This is a genomic window from Bacteroides sp. AF32-8BH, from assembly GCF_003435205.1.
Taxonomy (GTDB): Bacteria; Bacteroidota; Bacteroidia; order Bacteroidales; family Bacteroidaceae; genus Bacteroides; species Bacteroides ovatus.
Window position 1 is genome coordinate 44,260 of record NZ_QVLZ01000024.1, and the last position, 19,610, is coordinate 63,869.

At 41.6% G+C, this 19,610-nt stretch carries 18 protein-coding genes; 10 read left to right on the forward strand and 8 right to left on the reverse strand.

The genetic code is table 11. The features are described from left to right. The 3 genes from DWZ47_RS17285 to DWZ47_RS31045 form a co-directional block, all read left to right on the forward strand. Positions 1-1,167 (forward strand): toll/interleukin-1 receptor domain-containing protein (locus DWZ47_RS17285; protein ID WP_217725701.1); only part of this gene is annotated, 1,167 nt, incomplete at its 5' end. Positions 1,168-1,200: 33 nt separating this feature from the next. Continuing rightward, complete coding sequence (locus tag DWZ47_RS17290; protein WP_233525068.1) at positions 1,201-2,088, forward strand: TIR domain-containing protein; 888 nt, start codon at positions 1,201-1,203, stop codon at positions 2,086-2,088. Between the two features lie 48 nt (positions 2,089-2,136). Further along, a complete protein-coding gene (locus DWZ47_RS31045) occupies positions 2,137-2,475 on the forward strand; it encodes a hypothetical protein (protein WP_233525069.1) in 339 nt (112 codons plus the stop codon). 262 nt (positions 2,476-2,737) lie between these two features. Here DWZ47_RS31045 and DWZ47_RS17295 read toward each other — a convergent pair whose 3' ends face one another. Further along, positions 2,738-3,637 carry an Abi family protein gene (locus DWZ47_RS17295; protein WP_087395216.1) on the reverse strand — a complete coding sequence of 300 codons (900 nt, stop codon included), beginning with the start codon at positions 3,635-3,637 and terminating at the stop codon, positions 2,738-2,740. Positions 3,638-4,182: 545 nt separating this feature from the next. Here DWZ47_RS17295 and DWZ47_RS17300 point away from each other — a divergent pair. The 3 genes from DWZ47_RS17300 to DWZ47_RS17310 are packed head-to-tail and all read left to right on the forward strand — an operon-like array spanning position 4,183 to position 7,076. After that, positions 4,183-4,920, forward strand: a complete 738-nt coding sequence (locus tag DWZ47_RS17300) for a hypothetical protein (protein ID WP_147330787.1) — start codon at positions 4,183-4,185, stop codon at positions 4,918-4,920. A 4-nt stretch (positions 4,921-4,924) separates the two neighbouring features. Next, positions 4,925-6,220 (forward strand): PAAR-like protein, encoded by a 1,296-nt coding sequence (locus tag DWZ47_RS17305; RefSeq protein ID WP_087395188.1) that lies wholly within the window; start codon positions 4,925-4,927, stop codon positions 6,218-6,220. 55 nt (positions 6,221-6,275) lie between these two features. After that, positions 6,276-7,076 carry an ankyrin repeat domain-containing protein gene (locus DWZ47_RS17310; protein WP_158570387.1) on the forward strand — a complete coding sequence of 267 codons (801 nt, stop codon included), beginning with the start codon at positions 6,276-6,278 and terminating at the stop codon, positions 7,074-7,076. A gap of 62 nt (positions 7,077-7,138) precedes the next feature. Here DWZ47_RS17310 and DWZ47_RS17315 read toward each other — a convergent pair whose 3' ends face one another. The 7 genes from DWZ47_RS17315 to DWZ47_RS17345 form a co-directional block, all read right to left on the reverse strand. Then, positions 7,139-8,605 (reverse strand): mobilization protein, encoded by a 1,467-nt coding sequence (locus DWZ47_RS17315; RefSeq protein WP_087395192.1) that lies wholly within the window; start codon positions 8,603-8,605, stop codon positions 7,139-7,141. A gap of 306 nt (positions 8,606-8,911) precedes the next feature. Continuing rightward, on the reverse strand, positions 8,912-10,024 hold the full coding sequence (locus tag DWZ47_RS17320) for a DUF6371 domain-containing protein (RefSeq protein ID WP_087395195.1): 1,113 nt from the start codon (positions 10,022-10,024) through the stop codon (positions 8,912-8,914). A 437-nt stretch (positions 10,025-10,461) separates the two neighbouring features. Beyond that, positions 10,462-11,583 (reverse strand): AAA family ATPase, encoded by a 1,122-nt coding sequence (locus DWZ47_RS17325; RefSeq protein WP_087395199.1) that lies wholly within the window; start codon positions 11,581-11,583, stop codon positions 10,462-10,464. A gap of 5 nt (positions 11,584-11,588) precedes the next feature. Further along, positions 11,589-11,963 carry a helix-turn-helix domain-containing protein gene (locus DWZ47_RS17330; RefSeq protein ID WP_087395202.1) on the reverse strand — a complete coding sequence of 125 codons (375 nt, stop codon included), beginning with the start codon at positions 11,961-11,963 and terminating at the stop codon, positions 11,589-11,591. A 197-nt stretch (positions 11,964-12,160) separates the two neighbouring features. Next, positions 12,161-12,982, reverse strand: coding sequence for a transposase (locus DWZ47_RS17335; RefSeq protein WP_087395218.1), 822 nt, complete (start codon positions 12,980-12,982; stop codon positions 12,161-12,163). A 258-nt stretch (positions 12,983-13,240) separates the two neighbouring features. Then, entirely contained in the window at positions 13,241-14,359 is a 1,119-nt protein-coding gene (locus DWZ47_RS17340; RefSeq protein ID WP_087395221.1) for a tyrosine-type recombinase/integrase, read from the reverse strand. A gap of 133 nt (positions 14,360-14,492) precedes the next feature. After that, on the reverse strand, positions 14,493-15,434 hold the full coding sequence (locus DWZ47_RS17345) for a helix-turn-helix domain-containing protein (RefSeq protein WP_087395206.1): 942 nt from the start codon (positions 15,432-15,434) through the stop codon (positions 14,493-14,495). A gap of 399 nt (positions 15,435-15,833) precedes the next feature. On the opposite strand from DWZ47_RS17345, the gene DWZ47_RS17350 reads away from it, so the two are divergent. From DWZ47_RS17350 to pyrF, 4 genes are all read left to right on the forward strand, one after another. Then, complete coding sequence (locus DWZ47_RS17350) at positions 15,834-16,292, forward strand: hypothetical protein (protein WP_233525070.1); 459 nt, start codon at positions 15,834-15,836, stop codon at positions 16,290-16,292. Between the two features lie 128 nt (positions 16,293-16,420). Beyond that, positions 16,421-17,587: an AIR synthase-related protein gene (locus DWZ47_RS17355; protein ID WP_004304535.1), complete on the forward strand. Its 1,167-nt coding sequence runs from the start codon at positions 16,421-16,423 to the stop codon at positions 17,585-17,587. A gap of 3 nt (positions 17,588-17,590) precedes the next feature. After that, positions 17,591-18,703, forward strand: coding sequence for a peptide chain release factor 1 (prfA, locus tag DWZ47_RS17360; protein ID WP_117513957.1), 1,113 nt, complete (start codon positions 17,591-17,593; stop codon positions 18,701-18,703). Positions 18,704-18,779: 76 nt separating this feature from the next. Then, a complete protein-coding gene (gene pyrF / locus DWZ47_RS17365; protein ID WP_117513959.1) occupies positions 18,780-19,604 on the forward strand; it encodes an orotidine-5'-phosphate decarboxylase in 825 nt (274 codons plus the stop codon). Positions 19,605-19,610 lie beyond the last annotated feature (6 nt).

A 19,610-nucleotide genomic window follows, 5' to 3' on the forward strand; every position in this document is an offset into this window, starting at 1 on the left:
AGTGGACAAGAGTTCATTGAAATTATCACAGGCGCAATAGCTGAATCTAAGATACTCATATTCATATCCTCCAAACATTCGAACGAATCGATGTGGACTGCAGGAGAAATATTCGAAGCCTTGGACGGAGAAAAAGCAATTATCCCTGTAAAAATTGATAATAGCCAGTATAATAAGAAGTTTAAACTTCTGATACGACCATTAGATTATATTGATTATCTGGAAAATCCCAAAAACGCATTAAAAGATCTACTCCGTGCCATTAATAAAGTCAAAGAAGATATTGCTCAAAAACAGCGGGAAGAAGAAAAGCTTAGAGAAGAGAGAGAGGCGGAAGCAAAGAAAGAAAAAATAAAAAAAGAAATCAGTGTTTTGGCAAAAGACTGCCAACGTTTGACTTTGCAACAAATAGATGTAGTCAACCAAATATTTGAAAAACAAATATATATAGGAAATACAACCAAGATATGTCCTATATGTGACAAGGAAGTATCAATATCTTCTAATTTTTGTAACAGATGTGGTTGGACTTTCCCTATATTATACTGTATTGATGAAAACAACACTTATCCTTTGGATGAAGAACAATTATCCATAGCTCGAACTAATTGGTGTAGTATAATAAAAAACAGTTTAGAGCCCGAAAAACAACCTCTGAAGAGTTCCCCCTTACAAGCTACCGAAGAACATAAAAGTATGACCGATAATAAATATGCTCTACAAAATGCTATGGATGAAATAGAGACATTACGAAAATATCTCCTTGATGAGCGAACTAAAGTTAAGGAAATACAAGAAGAATATGAAAACCTTTTGAAAGTTCAAAAGAATATAGAATTGAAGCAGGAAGTTCCTTCTGCAAGAGAAATAGGAAATATAATATTAGACAAATTCTCTACAACAAATTCAAAGAAATATCAATCATTCAAGAACAAAAATGATGTATTCAATTTTGTTCGTTCCTTTTGCAAAGCAAGGTTTTTAACACTTAATCCTAGCTGTTACGTTGCAGATATTCAATATACAGATCTAAAAGATGCATTATACGAAAAATATAACATCCATATTGGTGAGCATACTCTAAAATGCCACTCTACATTATATAAACTTGTTGATTCTATTTGGAATGAATATACCAAACACAGTAATTCTGACGCCAGTAGATAAATATTAGGTTGAACCAATGAAATATAATATAACATGAAATACAAATACGATGTTTTTATAAGCTATTCACGCAGAGATTACGTTGATGAAAGCTACAATGTAATACCTGGTAATGCCATAGCGGAAATCCAAAATGTATTCGATGAAAATGGTATTACCTACTGGTTCGATAAAGACGGAATTTACAGTGGACAAGAGTTCATTGAAATTATCACAGGCGCAATAGCTGAATCTAAGATGCTCATATTCATATCCTCCAAACATTCGAACGAATCGATGTGGACCGCAGGCGAAATATTTGAAGCTTTGGATGGAGAAAAAGCAATCATTCCTGTAAAAATAGATAATAGCCAGTACAACAAGAAATTTAAACTTCTGATACGTCCATTAGATTATATCGATTATCAAGAAAATCCCCAAAATGCATTAAAAGATTTGCTCCGTGCCATTAATAAAGTCAAAGAAGATATTGCCCAAAAACAACGGGAAGAAGAAAAGCTTAGACAAGAGAAAGAGGCTGAAGCAAAGAAGGAAAAGATAAAAGAAGAAATCAGCGTTTTGGCAAAAGACTGTCAACGTTTGACTTTACAACAAATAGATGTAGTCAAGCAAATATTTGAAAAACAAACATATATAGGAAATACAACCAAGATATGCCCTATATGTGATAAAGAAGTGTCAATATCTTCTGATTTTTGCAACAGATGTGGTTGGACTTTTCCTATATTATACTACATTGATGGAAATAACACTTATCAATTGGATGAGAAACAATTGTCTGTAGCGCGAACCAATTGGCGTAGTATAAATATGGTGAGTGAACTGCAGACCATAAAAAGTAATTTAGAAATCGAAAATCAACGATTGCAACGTTCTCTTTTGCAGGCTACTGAAGATTGCAAGAGTATGACTGAAAATTAAAAAAAGAATGAATCTGCCATACAAAAAGCTAAGATTGAAATCAAGCAGATGCAAATCCTAAATAAAGAATCAGATTCTCGAATCAAAGAATTAGAGTTTTCCATAATAGAAAGCAAAAAAGAAAATGAAAAAATAAAAAATGATTTACTCGATAAAGAGAAGCGTTTATTGTATTCTATAGAGGAAAACAAACAACTACAAAAACGTCTGTCCGATGAACAAACTAAAGCTAGAAAAGTACAGAAAGAATATGAGAATCTTTTAGCAGAGCAAAAAGTTAAAACACAATCTCAATCAAAACCTATCGTACCCAAACAAGAAGTGTCTTATGTCAACAGATCTACAAATATGGCATCAGGAAATTCGTCTGTAGTAAATTCAGTATAAAGTATTTACAACCGATTATTACTCAATATTTTGCAACTAATAAGTCAGAAATATGGTCGTAACTTTTAATGGTATATTCTAAAGGGTGAAGATTTAACGCTTTTATTGATTTTTAACTTTAATATAAGTTGCTTTTTTTGTGTAATTTGTCTTTTACATTCCACATCTATTTAGGTTCATTTTACAAGCCACTATGAAGTTACTACATTTTATTTGATATGTTCCTTGTTTTCGTAGATGACTTTTATTAGACAGATATTCATTATCTCCACAAAGGTTCTTGCTCCCAATGACAAGGAAATCCTAACAAATGGGGGCTTACTGATGGGTGATTTGCCAGAAGTCGTTTGAAACTGGCTACGAAGGTGTTATCAGGAGAGATGGAGTTGAGCCAATACACTACATAGCATAATTGCGGATAAAGAGTTTGCTCACGAAACGTGAAATCTGCAATCCATGTATTCGGCATACGCTCAGGCATCATTGGTTTTACAGGAAAGACACGGTTTGACAGCCTTGAATGATGGGCACAGCAATTACGAAGCACGGCAAGACACTCCAACCAGCTTCGCAAGAATTTGTGATGATTCAAGCCGAACTCTCTCGCTACGGCATGTTTAGCGGTAGCATCCGAAAAGTTAGAATAAAGTTTGGATAGTGTACCCATTGAGATAACTTCCAACGTTTTCCAAACAGGAGGTAAGTCTGGCTCACTATACTTGCGAAAATGCTTTGTAATAAAATCATCATGAGAGCGAGATACTTCCTTACGGATAACAGCCAAGTTCGCTGCGAAACGCATCCCATTGGTCGCATAATTTTCGTCCATAAACCAAAATGCACCAAATTGAAGAGCAAAGTACTTGATTATTTTTGTGCGAACGGAAACTTCTATCGTTTGAATGGCGGTAAACAATAAAACTCTGAGTTCTTTGTCAAAAGAATAAAGGTCTATAATATCAGCAAAACTACTGCCTTCTCTGAATTGATGAGTAAAACGGTCGGCTTCAAAGTGTCTCCAATAACCAGCAAGGCGAAAATAGCTGATGGTGTCAAGCACCTTAATAGTTTGCTCAACATCATCAATAAGCAAACCTCTCTCTTTGAGAATATCAATTTGCTGCTCTGTGGTTATGGCTTGATGTGTATATCTAACTCCCATAAATAAAAATGTCCCGCTGGGTACGCTAATCTTACGGGAAGCGAGCGGGATTTGTTGATGCAAAGGTAATCTTTTATTTTTTATCTGCAAAAAAACAGCACCAGATATACAATTAAATGTGTATTTAGTTGCTTTTTACAAAGTAATCTTATAATTTTGCGATTAGTCAAGTCCGATGTTTTATTTTTCTCTTCCTCTTCCTACAATAAAACATCATGGTAAGATTGGAAAACATGTCTTACTATAATGTTTGGATAAGTGGAAATGTTTTCTAATGCCAATTTACAGACGACAATGTGCGAGTGTAAAATTAAAAGTTCAACGTAAATCAACAAGCCATGGCATTGGGATTAATATTGGAAATCAATGGATATAAGTATAAGTTATTAAAGTATAATCGCCGCTTTAATCAGAAAAGGCATTGTATAGTTCTACCTTTTCTCTCTGATATGAAAGAAATATCTGAATCCATGTTTCACTAAACTTATAAATACACAATGACCGATAAAAGCTATTTTGACTATCTCATAGAGATAGCAAGTATTATGGAAATAAATCATCAGTGTATTTATGATGAGAAGACATGCCAAAAATGGCGAGTATGCAATTACATTGATAAGAGTCTGATTCATAATATAGAAATTGATATTATTGAATATCCACAAAGTAATGCGCCAGAGGTATATCCAACATACAAGTTGTTACAACAACTCAATCCCATATCGCAACATATACATCTTCATCTGGATAAAATGGGAAAGATTATTTCAGTCGTAAACAATCAAGAAATTGAGGATAGGTGGACTGAAATAAAGGATACGCTTGTTTCTGAATACGGAGATGTAAAACAGGGAAGGAAGATGATTGAGAATTTGAGTATCACTTACTACAATTTCATTGAATCCATTAAGAAATCTCTATTGCATCAGATTTTTCTTATGCGATTTAGAAAAGAGGATAAATTTAGAGTAGAACTACCATCCGTTCTGAACGAGGGGGCTATGATTGATGTTGATATGAAGCGTGTCATATCAGGTGGCGGGCAACAATGTCTGCAAGGACAAGGTTATGTCCAGCATAGAACCTCGATGATGGGAAAATATGACAAACAGATAAGACCTTTGACACAATGTCGTTTTGATTACAACTTCGATATTGAGGCTGTTTATGAATTCAATACTGATCGTATTCTTCAGAATATAGAGGTTCTGATGCAGGAACAGTCTTGCGAGAACTTTATACACAAAAAGAAAATTACATTCACTAATCTCATAATCAACTAAAAATATGGCACGTAAATTTTTGATTGATGGGAATTGGCTGATTTGTTCCGAGGGAACTTGTATGCAACGCATACAGGTAAACAGCCAAAGTACAATATATGCGCATGGTAAACTTGTAGCAACCATGAATGACCGCATGGACGGGAATTTCTATTGTTTGAAGATGGTTACAGCAGGGGCGCTCGTTGGAGCTCTTGTTGGAGCTGTTATAGCAGCCGGAGCTATTCTCACCGGAGGTGCTGCCATTGGCGGAATCGTAGCAGCTATAGGTTCAGGGGCACTTGTAGGTTCAATTAGCGGGAAATTGCTATCGTTGATGCCATGTATCTGCGCTTGTCTAACGAAACCGAATAGGTGGACAATGGTAAAAGACACTGTTCTACTACAGAATCAAAAGGCATTGATGCCTGATGCAAAATTGAATTGTCTTTTGGGTGGTATGGTATCTATCATCTTACCCCAAATTGAAATTGTTTTGGATGCTCTCGCTTTGTCAAATTGCGCTTATAATGTAGATGATGAGAACTCTCCAAGATATAAAGACAATGCAGAAATTCCTAATGGTTGGACTGAGATTAAAGATTTAGAAAAAGAATTTGGAACTAAAATAGAAACCCCTCTAACTAACTCTCTAAATGGCTTTAAGGCTAAGCTATTCAAAAATGGAGATATGTATATTTTGGCTTTTGCCGGAACAGAGCTACGAGATGATGAAGGGAACTTCAATCAGAAGGATGCTGTTACAGATGGAAGACAGGCTTTTGGATTGGATGATAAGGAGGATGGTCAATATGCGAATGCTGTATCATTGTCAAATGAAATAAGTTCAAAGATCGAAGAAGAGAATGAAAAAGGAGATAATAAAAAACTCATAATCACAGGACATTCTTTAGGTGGAGGATTAGCTACCATTGGAGGTTCGGTAACAGGTGCAAACACATACACCTTTAATGCGGCAGGTGTGCATGAACAGACTTTTAAAGACCAAGAAGTTGATATTGAAAACACACAACATATACAAGCGTATTACTCAGATAAAGATCCGCTCAACATAGTACAGAATCATCGAAGTATATTGATGGCTTTGTTAGCATCATCCAAATGTGGATTCCTATCTTTTTTAGGTAGCGGAATTTTCTTAACTAATAGCTTGCCACAGGTATCGGGACAAAAAATAGGAATTGAGACGGACTGCTCCTTGCTTTCCGGGCATTCATTAATGGAGTCCAAATTAAAAGAAACTCTTATGGCGGAACAAAAAAACACTCCTGATGTAAAAGTTTATACTGAATATGAATAAGTTTTGTTGTCTGTTATCAAGCATCGTTTTGTTAATCATTTTTAATTGCTGTAATATGAGAGTAGATAAATTTAAGCCAGAAACATATTTTAGTCGTACAGACTATTTGGAGTTTTCAATGGCGAAAGCAATATATCATGAAAACAAGAAACAAATTAAAGAGAATGTCAGTTCTGGTAAAGTAGATATAAACAAACCGGGAGTATCTGGTTTTACATATCTTTTATATGCGATTTTTTTAGAGAGATACGATATTGTAAAGGTTCTATTGGAACTTGGAGCCGACCCAAATCAATTATCAATAATAAAACACCCTGATGGAAGTATCGAGAAATTAACTCCTTTAGGATGCGTATGCAGAAATCATTGGTATCCTATAAAGTATATAAAATTATTAGTTGAAAAAGGGGCAAACGTAAATGACACTAATATAACACCTTTACATGCTTGCGTCGGTAATCCCGGAAAAGATCAGAAAAGAGTCCGTTATTTAATAGAAAATGGAGCGAATATCAATCAAGTTTTTGGAGATTATACTCCAATGCAACGAGCAGTATTAGGTCGAAGGTTAGACTTGGTGGATTTATTGTGGGATTATGGAGCAAATCCATTATATATCGGTAAAAAAGGAAATAGCTTGGCATATATGGTGCAAAATATAGTCAATAAAAACTTGGGAACTCCTAAATATGTTAACCACGCACGTGAGATAATGGAAAGGCTTAAGGAATTGGGCGTTCAATTTCCTGTTTCATTGAATCCGACAAAAAATGTAGAAGAGAAAACAGATTCTACAACTACTGATCCCTGTCAAAATCAAACTGATACGAACAAAGTAGAATGGAATTGGATGTAAATGTGTGTCAGTAGATTTCGGTTGATTGATATAAATTCAACCGAAATCTACTGGATTATCTTTTATCTTCCCATCGAACGCCCCATCTTTTGCTGTTGGTCATAATGTCCCTCCAGTATGTTATCGACTTCCCGTCTGGCTTTGATTTGCTGCTGGCTGTCAAAATCACCTTTCCGCTTTGCCGTGAAATACAGAAAATCACCGGCGGCTCTGTGTGACTGTTTGTCTTCACCGAACAGGTTAAGTGCACCCTTGATGTCCGCTACCTGCTCCGTATCAAAACGTGGCTTGTAATAATCCCTTGCCAAACGGATGATACTGTGTACCGCCTTGCGAAAAATCTCGCTTATCTTGAGCAAAAGGAAGCCGAGACTCTCAATAATCAGATTCTGCCATGCAATCCGGTTTTTAAGTTTCATAGTTTCCTCTGAATGCACGGCATCCCTGCGGCTTAATTCAGACTGATGTTCAGTTTTCAACTTCATCAATTCACGGTGGTGGCTGTTCTGCATGGTCCGGATTGTGCCTTGTAACTGCCCGATGGTTTCCTCATGTGTGGAAATCTCATGACGCAAATCCTCTATTTCGCCTTTTAGAGCCTTTGACCTGCCTGTAGCCCAGCCGACAGCGGCATTGAGCAGTTCACTGCCTTTCTCCTTATTCAGCCTGGAACGTTTCTCGCTGATAGCTCTGTCAAGCTCTTCATTCTGCCGTTCCTTTTGAATAGCTATTTCATTTAGAGTGTTGGTGATTATTTCAGCCTCGTGCATCTTTTGGTTGGCTTTTTCCAGTTGATGCTCCCGATACTGCCTCGTAGCGTCAAGACGCTTCATCTCCTCTTTCTGCTTCTCAATGATGAAGTCATTACGCTCCAGATGTTTCTTTCCCGTAACGGCTTTTGATTGTCCCCGCTCCATTGAGAGAATATCGGATGCTAGGTTTTGCATCGTTGTCATATCGTCATCATTGAGTTTTATGCTCTTGCCTGTATCGTGGTTCATCCAGTCGAATACAATGTGCGCATGGTAATTCGGCTTGAACCATCTGTCACCCACCTTGAAACTCTCCCTGTCCTCCGGCGATGGTTGTCCGGACAGCCAATGTCCCTCGTCCTTGTGCAGATAAATCTGGAGCGGTGTGATACCCCAGCGTCTTTGGCACTCATTACCAAATTCACGCACGTCCGCCAGTGTCGTGTCCGGTCGGATGAGCATCACTCCTTCACGTATGGGAGAGCATCCTGCCACCTTGATGATTTTGCCGTTCTTGCCTTTACGCTCACGTTCTTTCTCCTGCATGGCACGGCCGGTCTTCTCCTTTACCATCCGCTTTATGTTGTCGTAGTGCTTTTGCAGATCGGGGCTGCCGAAGTTCCGGTTTACCCACTGCTCGTTACCGGCGGAGAGTTCGGGAACGATATAGATTCTGGACTTGGCAATATTGCGCATGTACTCGCGTGTCCTCCGGTTATGAGGCATGCTGGAAGCAACATTGCAAGGCTTGATATGTATGCTTGATTTTGTAGCCATTTTCTTGAAAATTGATTGGGGTTGTTGGATAATGTTGATTGCTTCTGTCCGCTTATAACCGCATGGGGTTCTTAGGGGTGTTACCCATAAGCGGAGTTTCCAAAGAGAGGGTCACTCTTTGGTCAGGTTGCATAGGGCTGACAGCCCTTGCCGGGTTCTCAGGGCAGCGTCCTGAGTGGGACGGGGCAACGCCCAGCCCCTCGGGAGAGCCCACAACTACGAAAGCGGAGCGTGTAGTTATAGTGGGCTATAAGAGTGCAAGCACTTCTTCCCGCATCCCGTGTCACCGGCTTCCGTTCTCCTCCGTCATGGAGGGTCTTCGCTACCGTTGCATATTGGGGCTGTACCGACCAATACAAGGTCAAGTTCATTGATTAGTTTTTGCAGAACGGGGTTCTTATCAATCATCCGCCCGAGGATTCTTTCCGCCTCTACAAGATGGCTGGCTGTACACATTATTTTACTTTCCCGTATCTGAAAAACAATCCAGTCGGCTATGTCAATATGGGCTGCTTTCTGCTCCGGTGTGGCGTTCTTTTCTATAAGGTCAGACACTATCACTTTACAGAAACTTATGCACTCGGCACGCTGCTTCCATTCGGCATAAGCATCGGCATCGGGAAAGAGGAGTACGGTTCGTCCGGCCAGCACACGGAGTTTTTCCTCTCTCATCTGACTCTTGCCTCCTGCCGCCAGCCATACATAACCGGGAAATATGGCAGAGCCGATAACTGCACTTTTCTCGGATTCCACCAAGACAGCTACCTTATCGGGATAGACATTCAGCAGGTGTTCCCCGAAGAGGCACTGGGATAGCTGCCACTCTTCCGGCAATACCCGTTGCCTTTTCAGTTTGCTGTGTATCCAGTCCACTGCCAATGCTTCTCCTCCCTTGATACGGTGTCCGTTCTCTGGATTGTACTGCATCACCTTGCCTGTATGTACCTTGTTTTCCCGGTCAATCTGCCAGAAAATGACAGCACCGTCCCGAGTAGCTCCAAGGCGGTACTCTTCCAGCAACCGCCTCAATACTTCCTTTGCCTTGCTGCCATAATAAGAGCCAAGGAGAGAGGAAATGAAGCGGAAGAAGTTACTATGCACGCTTTGCGACCTTTCCACATACTGTGGCGATATGTAACCTGTAACCGTCTGCCGGGATGCCTGTCCGGTTTTCCTTTCTGTTTTATTCTTGTCAAAAGAAAAACTCTTGGCGGTACGACATTCAGGGCGGTCGTGGAAATACTCTTTGGGAGTATAATGATAACCGCAACTGCTTTCATGGTTGCACCTGCCTACGGACGGATGCAACGGTACACCGCTATCGTCCACATAGTAGGCGAAAGAATGTCTGTCACCGCAATTCGGGCAGGTATGCCGTGTTGCAGTCCCTTTGTATTTCTGTAACGAATAGTTTACCATACCTAATGTCAATTCTGTTGGTTGATTTTTATTGCTGCCACGTCTTGTCCCGCTGTCCCACGTCCCGTCCTTCCAAGGATTGGGACGATGGGACACTTCGGGACACTTGGGACAATCTCTGCTCTCACAGTCCTTTTGTTTTGGAATTGTCAAGTGAAAGGCAGGTAACTTGCTATTTTCATCTGTAGCCACTCTGCTGACTGTCATTACTTTATATAAAATCCTTTTGGAGTTCTTTACAAAATCACCTTTGATGGTTTTCCGAAACCTGCTTGGTCGGGTACCGTCCGTCCCATGCTGTCCCACTGTCCCGTGTATGAAGACCGGGACAGCGGGACACTTTGAAACAGAACAGTAAAACCGGCTTCTGCTTGTACGATCATTTATCCGGCAAGCGGAATCATTTCTCTTTAAACAGGTATGTGCAGGCCACTTGTTCATGCCTTGTCCTCCCCGTTTCCTTGTCCGGCAAACAGTTCCGTCTGTCTTGCTTCGTTGGCTGTCCCATTGTCCCTTTTCCCTATGGGACGGGACGGTGGAACACTCGGTCCATCCGTATGGCTACCATTTTTGCTGCGCTGGATTATCCGGCTGACGGTTGATTTGCCACAGTTCACTTGCGAGGCTATCTCCCGTACAGATTTTCCGGATTGGGCAAGGTGCAGAATCTGGAAGTCCCTTTGGCTTGATTCGTTGTCGCCAAGCCGTTTCAAATGTTCCTTTTCTGTAGAAAAGCCCCTGGGAACAAATTGCAGGAAAGCATCCACCTTTTCAATCTCATAGATAATCACATTGTCCGCATCATGGGAGAAGGTGCCATAACGCACCTTGAGCTGCTTCACATAGCGAAGTCCCCCGTCAAGGGCACTCTTTCCGATGGCGAATACGCTGTCAAAGAAATTGTAGAGCCGCTTGCTTCCTGCAAGGTCGTTGGATGTGATGGGGCACTCCATGGAACGTTTGGGAGTGTGTGCCAGTACAAGGATTGACAGCCCGTACCTCTTTTTGAGATTATTTAGGTGTATCATCAGCCGTCCCGCCGCATCACCTTTCTCAATGGCACAGCACAGGTAGGTAAGATTATCTACAATGAAAATCCTACATTCGGTTTGCAATGCCATCTGTTCGATGCTGCCAATAATGGCTTCCTCAAAGTTGACATCCAACAGGGAGTTGCAGTCTATTGATACCCGGTACAGTTTGTCGGGAAAGGTATGCAGCCTGCCATGTCCGTCGGTATAGCGAAGCTGGAACTGTTTTTCGGACAGTTCAAAATCCAGATACAGGACAATGTCTGTCCGGGCGATACGGTCGGCTATCTGCACGGCAAGTATGGACTTACCCACATTGGAGTCCGCAAAGAGGCAGGACAATTCGCCCTCATACCAGAAACTCTTCCACAGTGCACGGGGTGCAGGTTGCTGTGACGCTTCAAGAATAGTTAGGTTGGCTGTCTTGATGGTCATCATGCCTACACTTTCCGGCATGCCGGTCTGCACCTGGGAAGCCCTTGCAAGGTCGCCCTGTATCAGACTGATATAATTCTTGTCCTCTTCCATAACGCTTACCAGTTACGTTGGGTGGGTTTACGGCGGTGTGAAGAGGAAATGGATTCATTCAGTTCCTCGTCGGACAATGGTACCGGATTCTTCCGAGAGGATTCCAGCCACTTGTCAAGTTCGTCCCGGTAAAGACAATAGCGCTTGCCGGGTTTAGTGGCAGGAATACTTCCATCCGAAAGCTTCATGTAGAGCGTTCCTTTGGGTATTCCCAAGTACTCTGCCGCTTCATCTACCGACATGGGGACATGGGTGTCCACCGCCTTGGCATGGTTCACACTGTGCTGCTCGGTAAGCAGGCTTTTCAGGCTCATGACTTCGTCCAGAAGCCGAGCCACAACCTCTGGAAGGTCGTTGAAAGTCAGATTGGTTCTTTCCATATTGCGATTCGTCTCTTTTGTAAGACTTGCCGCAAAGGACTGCAATGATAGGGTCGTGAATACCTCCACGAAAAAATAATTCCCGAATAACGATGCCCAACCGTGAACGATGGGTAATGTTATTCGGGAAATGCTATTAAACAGGCTGTTAAGTAGTGTCGGCTACTTGTCGTTATTGCTCAAAGACGGGATGATTCTTACTCTTTTCGCAAGTAACCATTCGGATAATGGAAATCCGGTTTACCGTCTTCGGGTTCGTCAATGGGAATCGGGGACTTTAACGGGTCAACCTTGAAGTTCTTGATGGTCGCTATATCCGTTTCGGCAAACTCGCGTGGGAAAAGTTCTTTGACGAAACGGGCACGGTTATCCCCATTATAATATCTCTTGTACATGCAACGCTCCGCTATGTTCCATATGAAATGACGGAGCGGAATATTGGAGATGTCCTGTGTCAGCCGCCTTTTTATCGGCTTCGGCTTGTAGTTGTTCTTGTTCATCCAGTTGCTCACCTCATTGCAGACATGGTTCACTGTCTCCTCGTCTGCGATACGAGGCATGTAGAAATGTATATACTCCACTACCATGCGGATGCGTCTTTCATTTTCCTTGTCCTGCTCATCTTTATAACTTGAACGGATTTCTTCGTGACGCTTCGGGTCGATATTCAGCTCTATGGGGTGTGCATCGGGGCTTGCCTCTTCCGCTATCTGCGCTACTGGTTCTATTGTATTCTGCGGTTCTTCTTCCTGCAAGGCTACGGTTTCCGTAGTAATCTCTTTCATCTCCTTTTTGCCGAACTTGATTCTGTAGATTTCGTATGTATCGAAGATAACTGTCTGAAAAGAGAGATACAGCAGCCATCCGAGAAGGTTACTGCACACGAAGACTATCAGCCTTACAAAATTGTCCTGGTTGAAACTTGCTGCGATGATTATCGTGATAAAAAAAGAAATCATACAGATGGCTACGAAGATGAAGCCTAAAATGATATATTTGTCTTTGATGGACGGTTCCATATTCATGTCTTTGTTTCTGGTTATTACTCGATTCTGTTCTCCTTCCTTGCAAAAATAATAGTATTCTTCCGAATATTTTCCATTCCTTGCGGCTGGAGGGCTTTTTTTCATCGTTTTTCACCAAAAATCCTAAATCATATCCGGTTTTCATATTCCAGAGTTAGTATTAGCGGAATACTGGAAAAATGGAGGGTACGGTTGTCGTCTTTACGCTTGACCGTACCCTCCATCAATGAACCGGAGACTATTTAATATGCCTTAAACCTCCTTGCGTTTCAAGGTTATCTTGTCAACAACTTCACACATCTGCTGCGCAGCCATCTTGGAATAAATCTGTGTGGTAGTTATGTTCTTATGTCCCAGACAGGCTTGGATAACAGTCATGTCCGTACCCATTTCCACATGCAGACTTCCAAATGAATGTCGGGTGCAGTGGAAGGTTATCTTCTTGGTTATGCCTGCCGCAAGGAGCCACCGTTTCAACGGTCCTTGCAGCATTTTGTCCTTGAATCCGTCAAAGATAAGTCCGTCATGCCGCTCTCCAAGCAGCCTGTAGGCTTCGTCGCTGATGGGGTTGTGTACAATCTGCTTTGTTTTCTGCATACGGGTGGTAACGAACATCTTGCCGTTGGTGTACGGCTGTATCTGCTGCCAGGTAAGTTGTTTGATGTCGCTTTTCCTCAGTCCGGTCAGGCAGCCGAAAAGGAACGCCCTTTTCAAAACTTCCTCTTCACAGGGAGTTTCGGCAAGCCGTATCAGTTCCTCCTGACTCAAATGCTCCCTCATGGTTGGGATGCTCTCTATGCGGTCTAAGAATCCGTTTGGGTTCTCCTTGATCTTCCTGTCACGGTAAGCGGTATGGAGAACGGCACGAAAAGCAGACCAGTAACCCGCAGCAGAATTGACATGCAACTTCTGTCCGGTATGAACGGATTGTGGGGCATCAAGCAGATACTCCATGAACTTGCGACACAAGTCCACATCCACTTCTTCGAAGGTGCATTTGCCGTTAACGAAACGTTCGAAATGTTTATATACATGCTGCCACTTGGTGTTTTTCCTGTCTGCCAGTTCTTTGAAGTAGGCGAGGAAATTGCCTTTCATTTTAGCTTTGTCAAAGAAGCCGTTGTTCTCGTTGAAGATAGCTTCATAACGTCGGTTGCGCAGTATTTCCGCCTTTTTCATCATGCGTGTATTGAAATCACGCTCCTGCTGGTTGGCGGGTCTGGCGAAGATGTAAATCCCGAGGGCTTCACGGGTAATCACCTTCATGGTGGTATTGTCACGGTAGCCGGGATAATAGTCCAGACATAGTGAATACTGTGTTCCGTTCTTAATCTTGCGCTTGCGCAAGGTAACTGTCTTGCATTTGCTCATATGGGTGATGGTTTTAATTGGTTGTACATTTTCGGGAATGTCCCGTGTTTTCAGTGCAAAGGAATAACGTGAAACAATCGTGAGTATTCTCACGACAATCATTTTTAAATAATTTTCCGATAATACGGAGTGTTCACGGTTGGTTGTTCCTCTCTGCCATGACACGTTCTACATCAGAACGCAGGAGCAGGTTCTTCACACCCACCTTTATCTTTTCAATGTGCTTTGTTTTGACTATGTGGCAGATGTTGGCGGATGAAAGCCCGTAAATTTGCTGAACCTGCTCTACCGTACAATAGCGTTCATCGTTCACAAGGTCGGTTCTACGGAGTTCGTCCAAATGAGATTTGGAATAATAGGTATGTCCGTATTCTCTTTTAGTGGGTATCTTGTGGCGGTAAACGTATGCCCGGAGTGCAGAGGGCTTCATTCCAAACAGGTTTTCCGCTTCCTCCGTCAGGAGCCAGTCTGTTATCCTGCTTATATCGACAGACACACCAAAGAAGTCGTCAATATGCTTCTTGCTGTAATAGTTCTTCCCAGCTATGCGACAAATGGGGATATGATTACGCTTTGCGGAAGTGTACAGCCATGACCGCTTTACCTTAAAAAGGGACATCACTTCCTCGCCCGAATAGAAGTCAAGCACTTCATCAGCCTTATGTTCCCTCTTTTCTTTTTTGGCAAGCAAGAAAGATGAAGTGGATTGCTTCGGTCTGGAAGTGCTGCCCGGGAGAATACGGTGATAGGGATTGCCTTCCAACATCCGCTCAATGTCAGCCTTACGGATGAATGACATGCGATTGCTGATGCGTGAGGCTTTCAACTTGCCGGTGGCTACCAGTTTGTAAATGTATTGCCGGGAACAGCCCATGAGGATGGCTGCTTTGGAAAAGGTGAGATACTCCTGATGCTGTATCTCCATAATAGGACTGGCAATTTTGAAGAGGTTGTTCTTCTGCGCTGTTCTGGCTCGCTTGGCTTCCGTCTGGCAGGCCTCGCTGCAATACCTTTGCATCCCGCTCCGGGTTGCAAACGGCTTGCCACAAAAAATGCATTTCTTCGTTGTTTTCATACTGCTCTATCGTTTACTTGTTAGCTTCATTATTAATATATTCATGAAGTGATAAACGGATGTAAACGGAAGTCAACCGTTGTCGCATTTCTACACGATATGACTGTTGCTACATATCGGGAAGGAAATTGTCACTCATTGTAAATGGTTGTAAACCCTTGACAACTCACTGCACGGTATGACAAAAAATAAACTCCGCAAATTCTCCACGTCAGAAATATGGCTCAAAAATAAGTGGAAATTTGGGAAGCATCAAAAAGCAGTCGAAAACTGTTAATTTTTAGAACATATTGAATATTAAAGATTTATGCTTAGATATATCTGGTTATTTTTGGTTATTATGAGGTTCTAAATACAAATAAAAACAAAACATTCAAGAACAAGAATGATGTATTTGGATTGGTTCGAAGTTTATGTACAGGATCTTTAATAACTCTTGACACCAATATTATCACTGCAGGTTTACGTATATATCCTTTAATTCAAATCTTAGCTAAAGATTATGAATTAACATATAGTGAGAAAGCAATCAGTAATCTATTTACCATAGGAAATCTTGTTAATGCAATATGGGAAAGAAAGACTTCTACAATTCCCAATACACTTCCACCAGCTCAAAAGAAGAGAAAATTCAGTTCTAAAAATGATGTATTCAATTTCGTTCGCCCTTTCTGCAAGGGAAAACTAATAACACTTAATACAGGTTTCTATGTTGCAGAAATTCAGTATGCTGATTTAAGAAAAGCATTGCTTGAAAAGTACAATATAAACATCAGTGAATATAGTTTGAGGTGTCATGCCACAGTTGGAAAACTGATTGATTCAATCTGGAGTGAACATATAAAATATGCATTATAATCTTGGCTTTACACGCATAGTCGTATTATAATCGAAAGTTTACCCTGGAATTTACCTGACTGTTTTTCTAGGCTGTACCAAAAAAAAGCTGTACTTTTGCAGCCGTATACAAAATAATTCTATAACTCATGAGTAATCAACGATACATGATGCGTGGAGTAAGCGCATCAAAAGAAGATGTGCACAACGCCATCAAGAACATCGACAAAGGAATCTTTCCAAAAGCGTTTTGCAAAATTATCCCGGACATATTGGGAGGTGACCCGGAATATTGCAATATTATGCATGCCGATGGTGCCGGAACCAAATCATCTCTCGCTTATATGTACTGGAAAGAAACGGGTGATTTGTCCGTTTGGAAAGGTATTGCGCAGGATGCATTGATTATGAATATCGACGACCTGCTTTGTGTAGGTGCCGTAGACAATATTCTTGTCTCTTCTACCATTGGACGTAATAAACTGTTGATTCCCGGAGAAGTAATCTCCGCCATCATCAATGGAACAGATGAATTGCTGGCCGAACTCCGTGAAATGGGTGTAGGGGTATACGCAACCGGTGGTGAAACTGCTGATGTCGGCGACTTGGTTCGTACGATCATCGTTGACTCTACCGTAACTTGTCGCATGAAACGTTCAGACGTTATCGACAATGCCAATATTCGTCCGGGTGACGTGATCGTTGGTTTGGCTTCTTACGGACAAGCTACTTACGAAAAAGAATACAATGGCGGTATGGGCAGCAATGGTTTGACAAGTGCCCGTCACGATGTATTCGGAAAATATCTTGCTGAAAAATATCCGGAAAGCTATGATGCCGCAGTTCCTGAAGAATTAGTTTACTCCGGCAAGTTAAAATTGATAGACAGTGTAGAAGACTCTCCAATTGATGCAGGCAAGTTAGTGCTCTCCCCTACTCGTACATACGCACCAGTAGTGAAGAAATTACTCGATGCACTGCGCCCGGAAATCCACGGAATGGTGCACTGCTCCGGTGGTGCACAAACCAAAGTTTTACACTTTGTTGAAAACGTTCGTGTAGTAAAGGATAATCTTTTCCCTGTTCCTCCTTTATTCAAAACTATTCAAGAACAAAGTGGTACGGACTGGGCAGAAATGTACAAGGTATTCAATATGGGACATCGCCTCGAAGTTTATTTGTCACCGGAACATGCAGAAGAAGTAATTGCTATTTCCGAGTCATTCGGTATTCCGGCACAGATTGTAGGACGTGTTGAAGCATGTGAGCAAACAGAATTAATCATTAAGAGCGAATTCGGAGAATTTAGATACTAAAGAATGGCAGATAACAGTACCATATTAGAAAAATTAGACGGACTCGTAGCCCGTTTTGAAGAAATATCTACCCTTATCACAGACCCGGCAGTGATTGCCGATCAGAAACGTTATGTCAAGTTGACTAAAGAATATAAGGAATTAGACGACTTGATGAAAGCAAGGAAAGAATATATCCAATTACTGGGTAATATTGAAGAAGCTAAAAATATCCTTGCTAATGAATCGGATGCTGAAATGCGCGAGATGGCGAAAGAAGAAATGGACAATAGTCAAGAGCGCCTTCCGGTATTGGAAGAAGAAATCAAACTGATGCTTGTCCCTGCCGATCCGCAAGACAGCAAGAACGCAATTCTTGAAATCCGTGGCGGTGCAGGAGGTGATGAAGCAGCTATCTTTGCCGGTGACCTCTTTCGTATGTATGCCAAATTCTGTGAAACCAAAGGTTGGAAGATGGAAGTCTCCAATGCAAACGAAGGAACAGCAGGAGGATTCAAAGAAGTTGTTTGTAGTGTCACGGGCGATAATGTATATGGAACTTTAAAATATGAATCGGGAGTACACCGCGTACAGCGCGTTCCTGCTACCGAAACACAAGGACGTGTTCATACTTCTGCCGCATCAGTGGCGGTACTTCCCGAAGCTGAAGAATTCGATGTAGTCATCAACGAAGGAGAAATCAAATGGGATACTTTCCGAAGTGGTGGTGCCGGTGGACAGAATGTAAATAAGGTAGAATCCGGAGTACGTCTGCGTTATATCTGGAAGAACCCGAATACAGGCATTGCCGAAGAAATACTTATTGAATGTACCGAAACACGTGACCAACCGAAAAATAAGGAACGTGCCTTGGCCCGTCTCCGTACATTTATCTATGACAAGGAACATCAGAAATACATCGATGACATTGCCTCCAAGCGCAAAACAATGGTATCGACCGGAGACCGTTCTGCTAAAATCCGCACCTACAACTATCCTCAGGGACGAATCACCGACCATCGCATCAATTACACGATTTATAATCTTGCTGCATTCATGGACGGGGATATTCAAGACTGTATCGACCACCTGATCGTAGCAGAAAACGCGGAACGCTTGAAAGAAAGCGAACTTTAGAAAAATGAAGAGTTGATAGTTGAAAATGATTTCTTAGAAATAGTCAATAATAAATTGTATAATAGTAAATAATAAGATGGATAAGCAACAATTATTTGAAAACATAAAGCGCAAAAAATCATTCCTTTGTGTAGGACTTGATACTGACATCAAGAAAATCCCGGAGCATCTGTTGAAAGAAGAAGATCCGATCTTTGCATTCAACAAAGCCATCATTGACGCGACAGCTGATTTGTGCATCGCCTATAAGCCCAATCTGGCTTTCTATGAAAGCATGGGCGTAAAAGGATGGATCGCATTTGAAAAGACAGTAAAATACATCAAAGATAACTATCCCAATCAATTCATCATCGCTGATGCAAAGCGTGGTGACATCGGAAATACTTCTGCAATGTACGCCCGCACCTTCTTTGAAGAACTTAATATCGACTCTGTAACGGTAGCTCCTTATATGGGCGAAGACAGCGTTACTCCGTTCCTTACCTATGAAGGTAAATGGGTGATTCTGTTGGCATTGACTTCCAACAAAGGTTCACATGACTTCCAACTAACAGAAGATGTAAACGGTGAACGTCTGTTCGAGAAAGTATTACGTAAATCACAAGAATGGGCTAGTGACGACCGTATGATGTATGTGGTAGGTGCCACTCAAGGACGTGCTTTCGAAGATATTCGTAAAATTGTTCCGAACCATTTCCTTCTCGTACCAGGTGTAGGAGCACAAGGCGGCTCGCTCGAAGAAGTTTGTAAATACGGAATGAACAGCACATGCGGATTAATTGTTAATTCCTCACGTGGTATCATCTACGTAGATAAAACAGAGAAATTTGCAGAAGCTGCCCGCACCGCCGCACAAGAAGTACAGGCGCAAATGGCTGAACAACTCAAAGCAATTCTCTGAAAAGAG

What these genes read in the sequence shown, in the direction of transcription:
- DWZ47_RS17305 (WP_087395188.1), top strand. Translation starts at nt 4,925, where the DNA reads ATGGCACGTAAATTTTTGATTGATGGGAATTGGCTGATTTGTTCCGAG.
- DWZ47_RS17355 (WP_004304535.1), top strand. Translation starts at nt 16,421, where the DNA reads ATGAGTAATCAACGATACATGATGCGTGGAGTAAGCGCATCAAAAGAA.
- DWZ47_RS17310 (WP_158570387.1), top strand. Translation starts at nt 6,276, where the DNA reads ATGAGAGTAGATAAATTTAAGCCAGAAACATATTTTAGTCGTACAGAC.
- DWZ47_RS17295 (WP_087395216.1), bottom strand. Translation starts at nt 3,637, where the DNA reads ATGGGAGTTAGATATACACATCAAGCCATAACCACAGAGCAGCAAATT.
- DWZ47_RS17340 (WP_087395221.1), bottom strand. Translation starts at nt 14,359, where the DNA reads ATGAGCAAATGCAAGACAGTTACCTTGCGCAAGCGCAAGATTAAGAAC.
- DWZ47_RS17335 (WP_087395218.1), bottom strand. Translation starts at nt 12,982, where the DNA reads ATGGAACCGTCCATCAAAGACAAATATATCATTTTAGGCTTCATCTTC.
- DWZ47_RS17330 (WP_087395202.1), bottom strand. Translation starts at nt 11,963, where the DNA reads ATGGAAAGAACCAATCTGACTTTCAACGACCTTCCAGAGGTTGTGGCT.
- DWZ47_RS17290 (WP_233525068.1), top strand. Translation starts at nt 1,201, where the DNA reads ATGAAATACAAATACGATGTTTTTATAAGCTATTCACGCAGAGATTAC.
- DWZ47_RS17315 (WP_087395192.1), bottom strand. Translation starts at nt 8,605, where the DNA reads ATGGCTACAAAATCAAGCATACATATCAAGCCTTGCAATGTTGCTTCC.
- pyrF (WP_117513959.1), top strand. Translation starts at nt 18,780, where the DNA reads ATGGATAAGCAACAATTATTTGAAAACATAAAGCGCAAAAAATCATTC.
- prfA (WP_117513957.1), top strand. Translation starts at nt 17,591, where the DNA reads ATGGCAGATAACAGTACCATATTAGAAAAATTAGACGGACTCGTAGCC.
- DWZ47_RS17325 (WP_087395199.1), bottom strand. Translation starts at nt 11,583, where the DNA reads ATGGAAGAGGACAAGAATTATATCAGTCTGATACAGGGCGACCTTGCA.
- DWZ47_RS17345 (WP_087395206.1), bottom strand. Translation starts at nt 15,434, where the DNA reads ATGAAAACAACGAAGAAATGCATTTTTTGTGGCAAGCCGTTTGCAACC.
- DWZ47_RS17300 (WP_147330787.1), top strand. Translation starts at nt 4,183, where the DNA reads ATGGAAATAAATCATCAGTGTATTTATGATGAGAAGACATGCCAAAAA.
- DWZ47_RS17320 (WP_087395195.1), bottom strand. Translation starts at nt 10,024, where the DNA reads ATGGTAAACTATTCGTTACAGAAATACAAAGGGACTGCAACACGGCAT.
- DWZ47_RS31045 (WP_233525069.1), top strand. Translation starts at nt 2,137, where the DNA reads ATGCAAATCCTAAATAAAGAATCAGATTCTCGAATCAAAGAATTAGAG.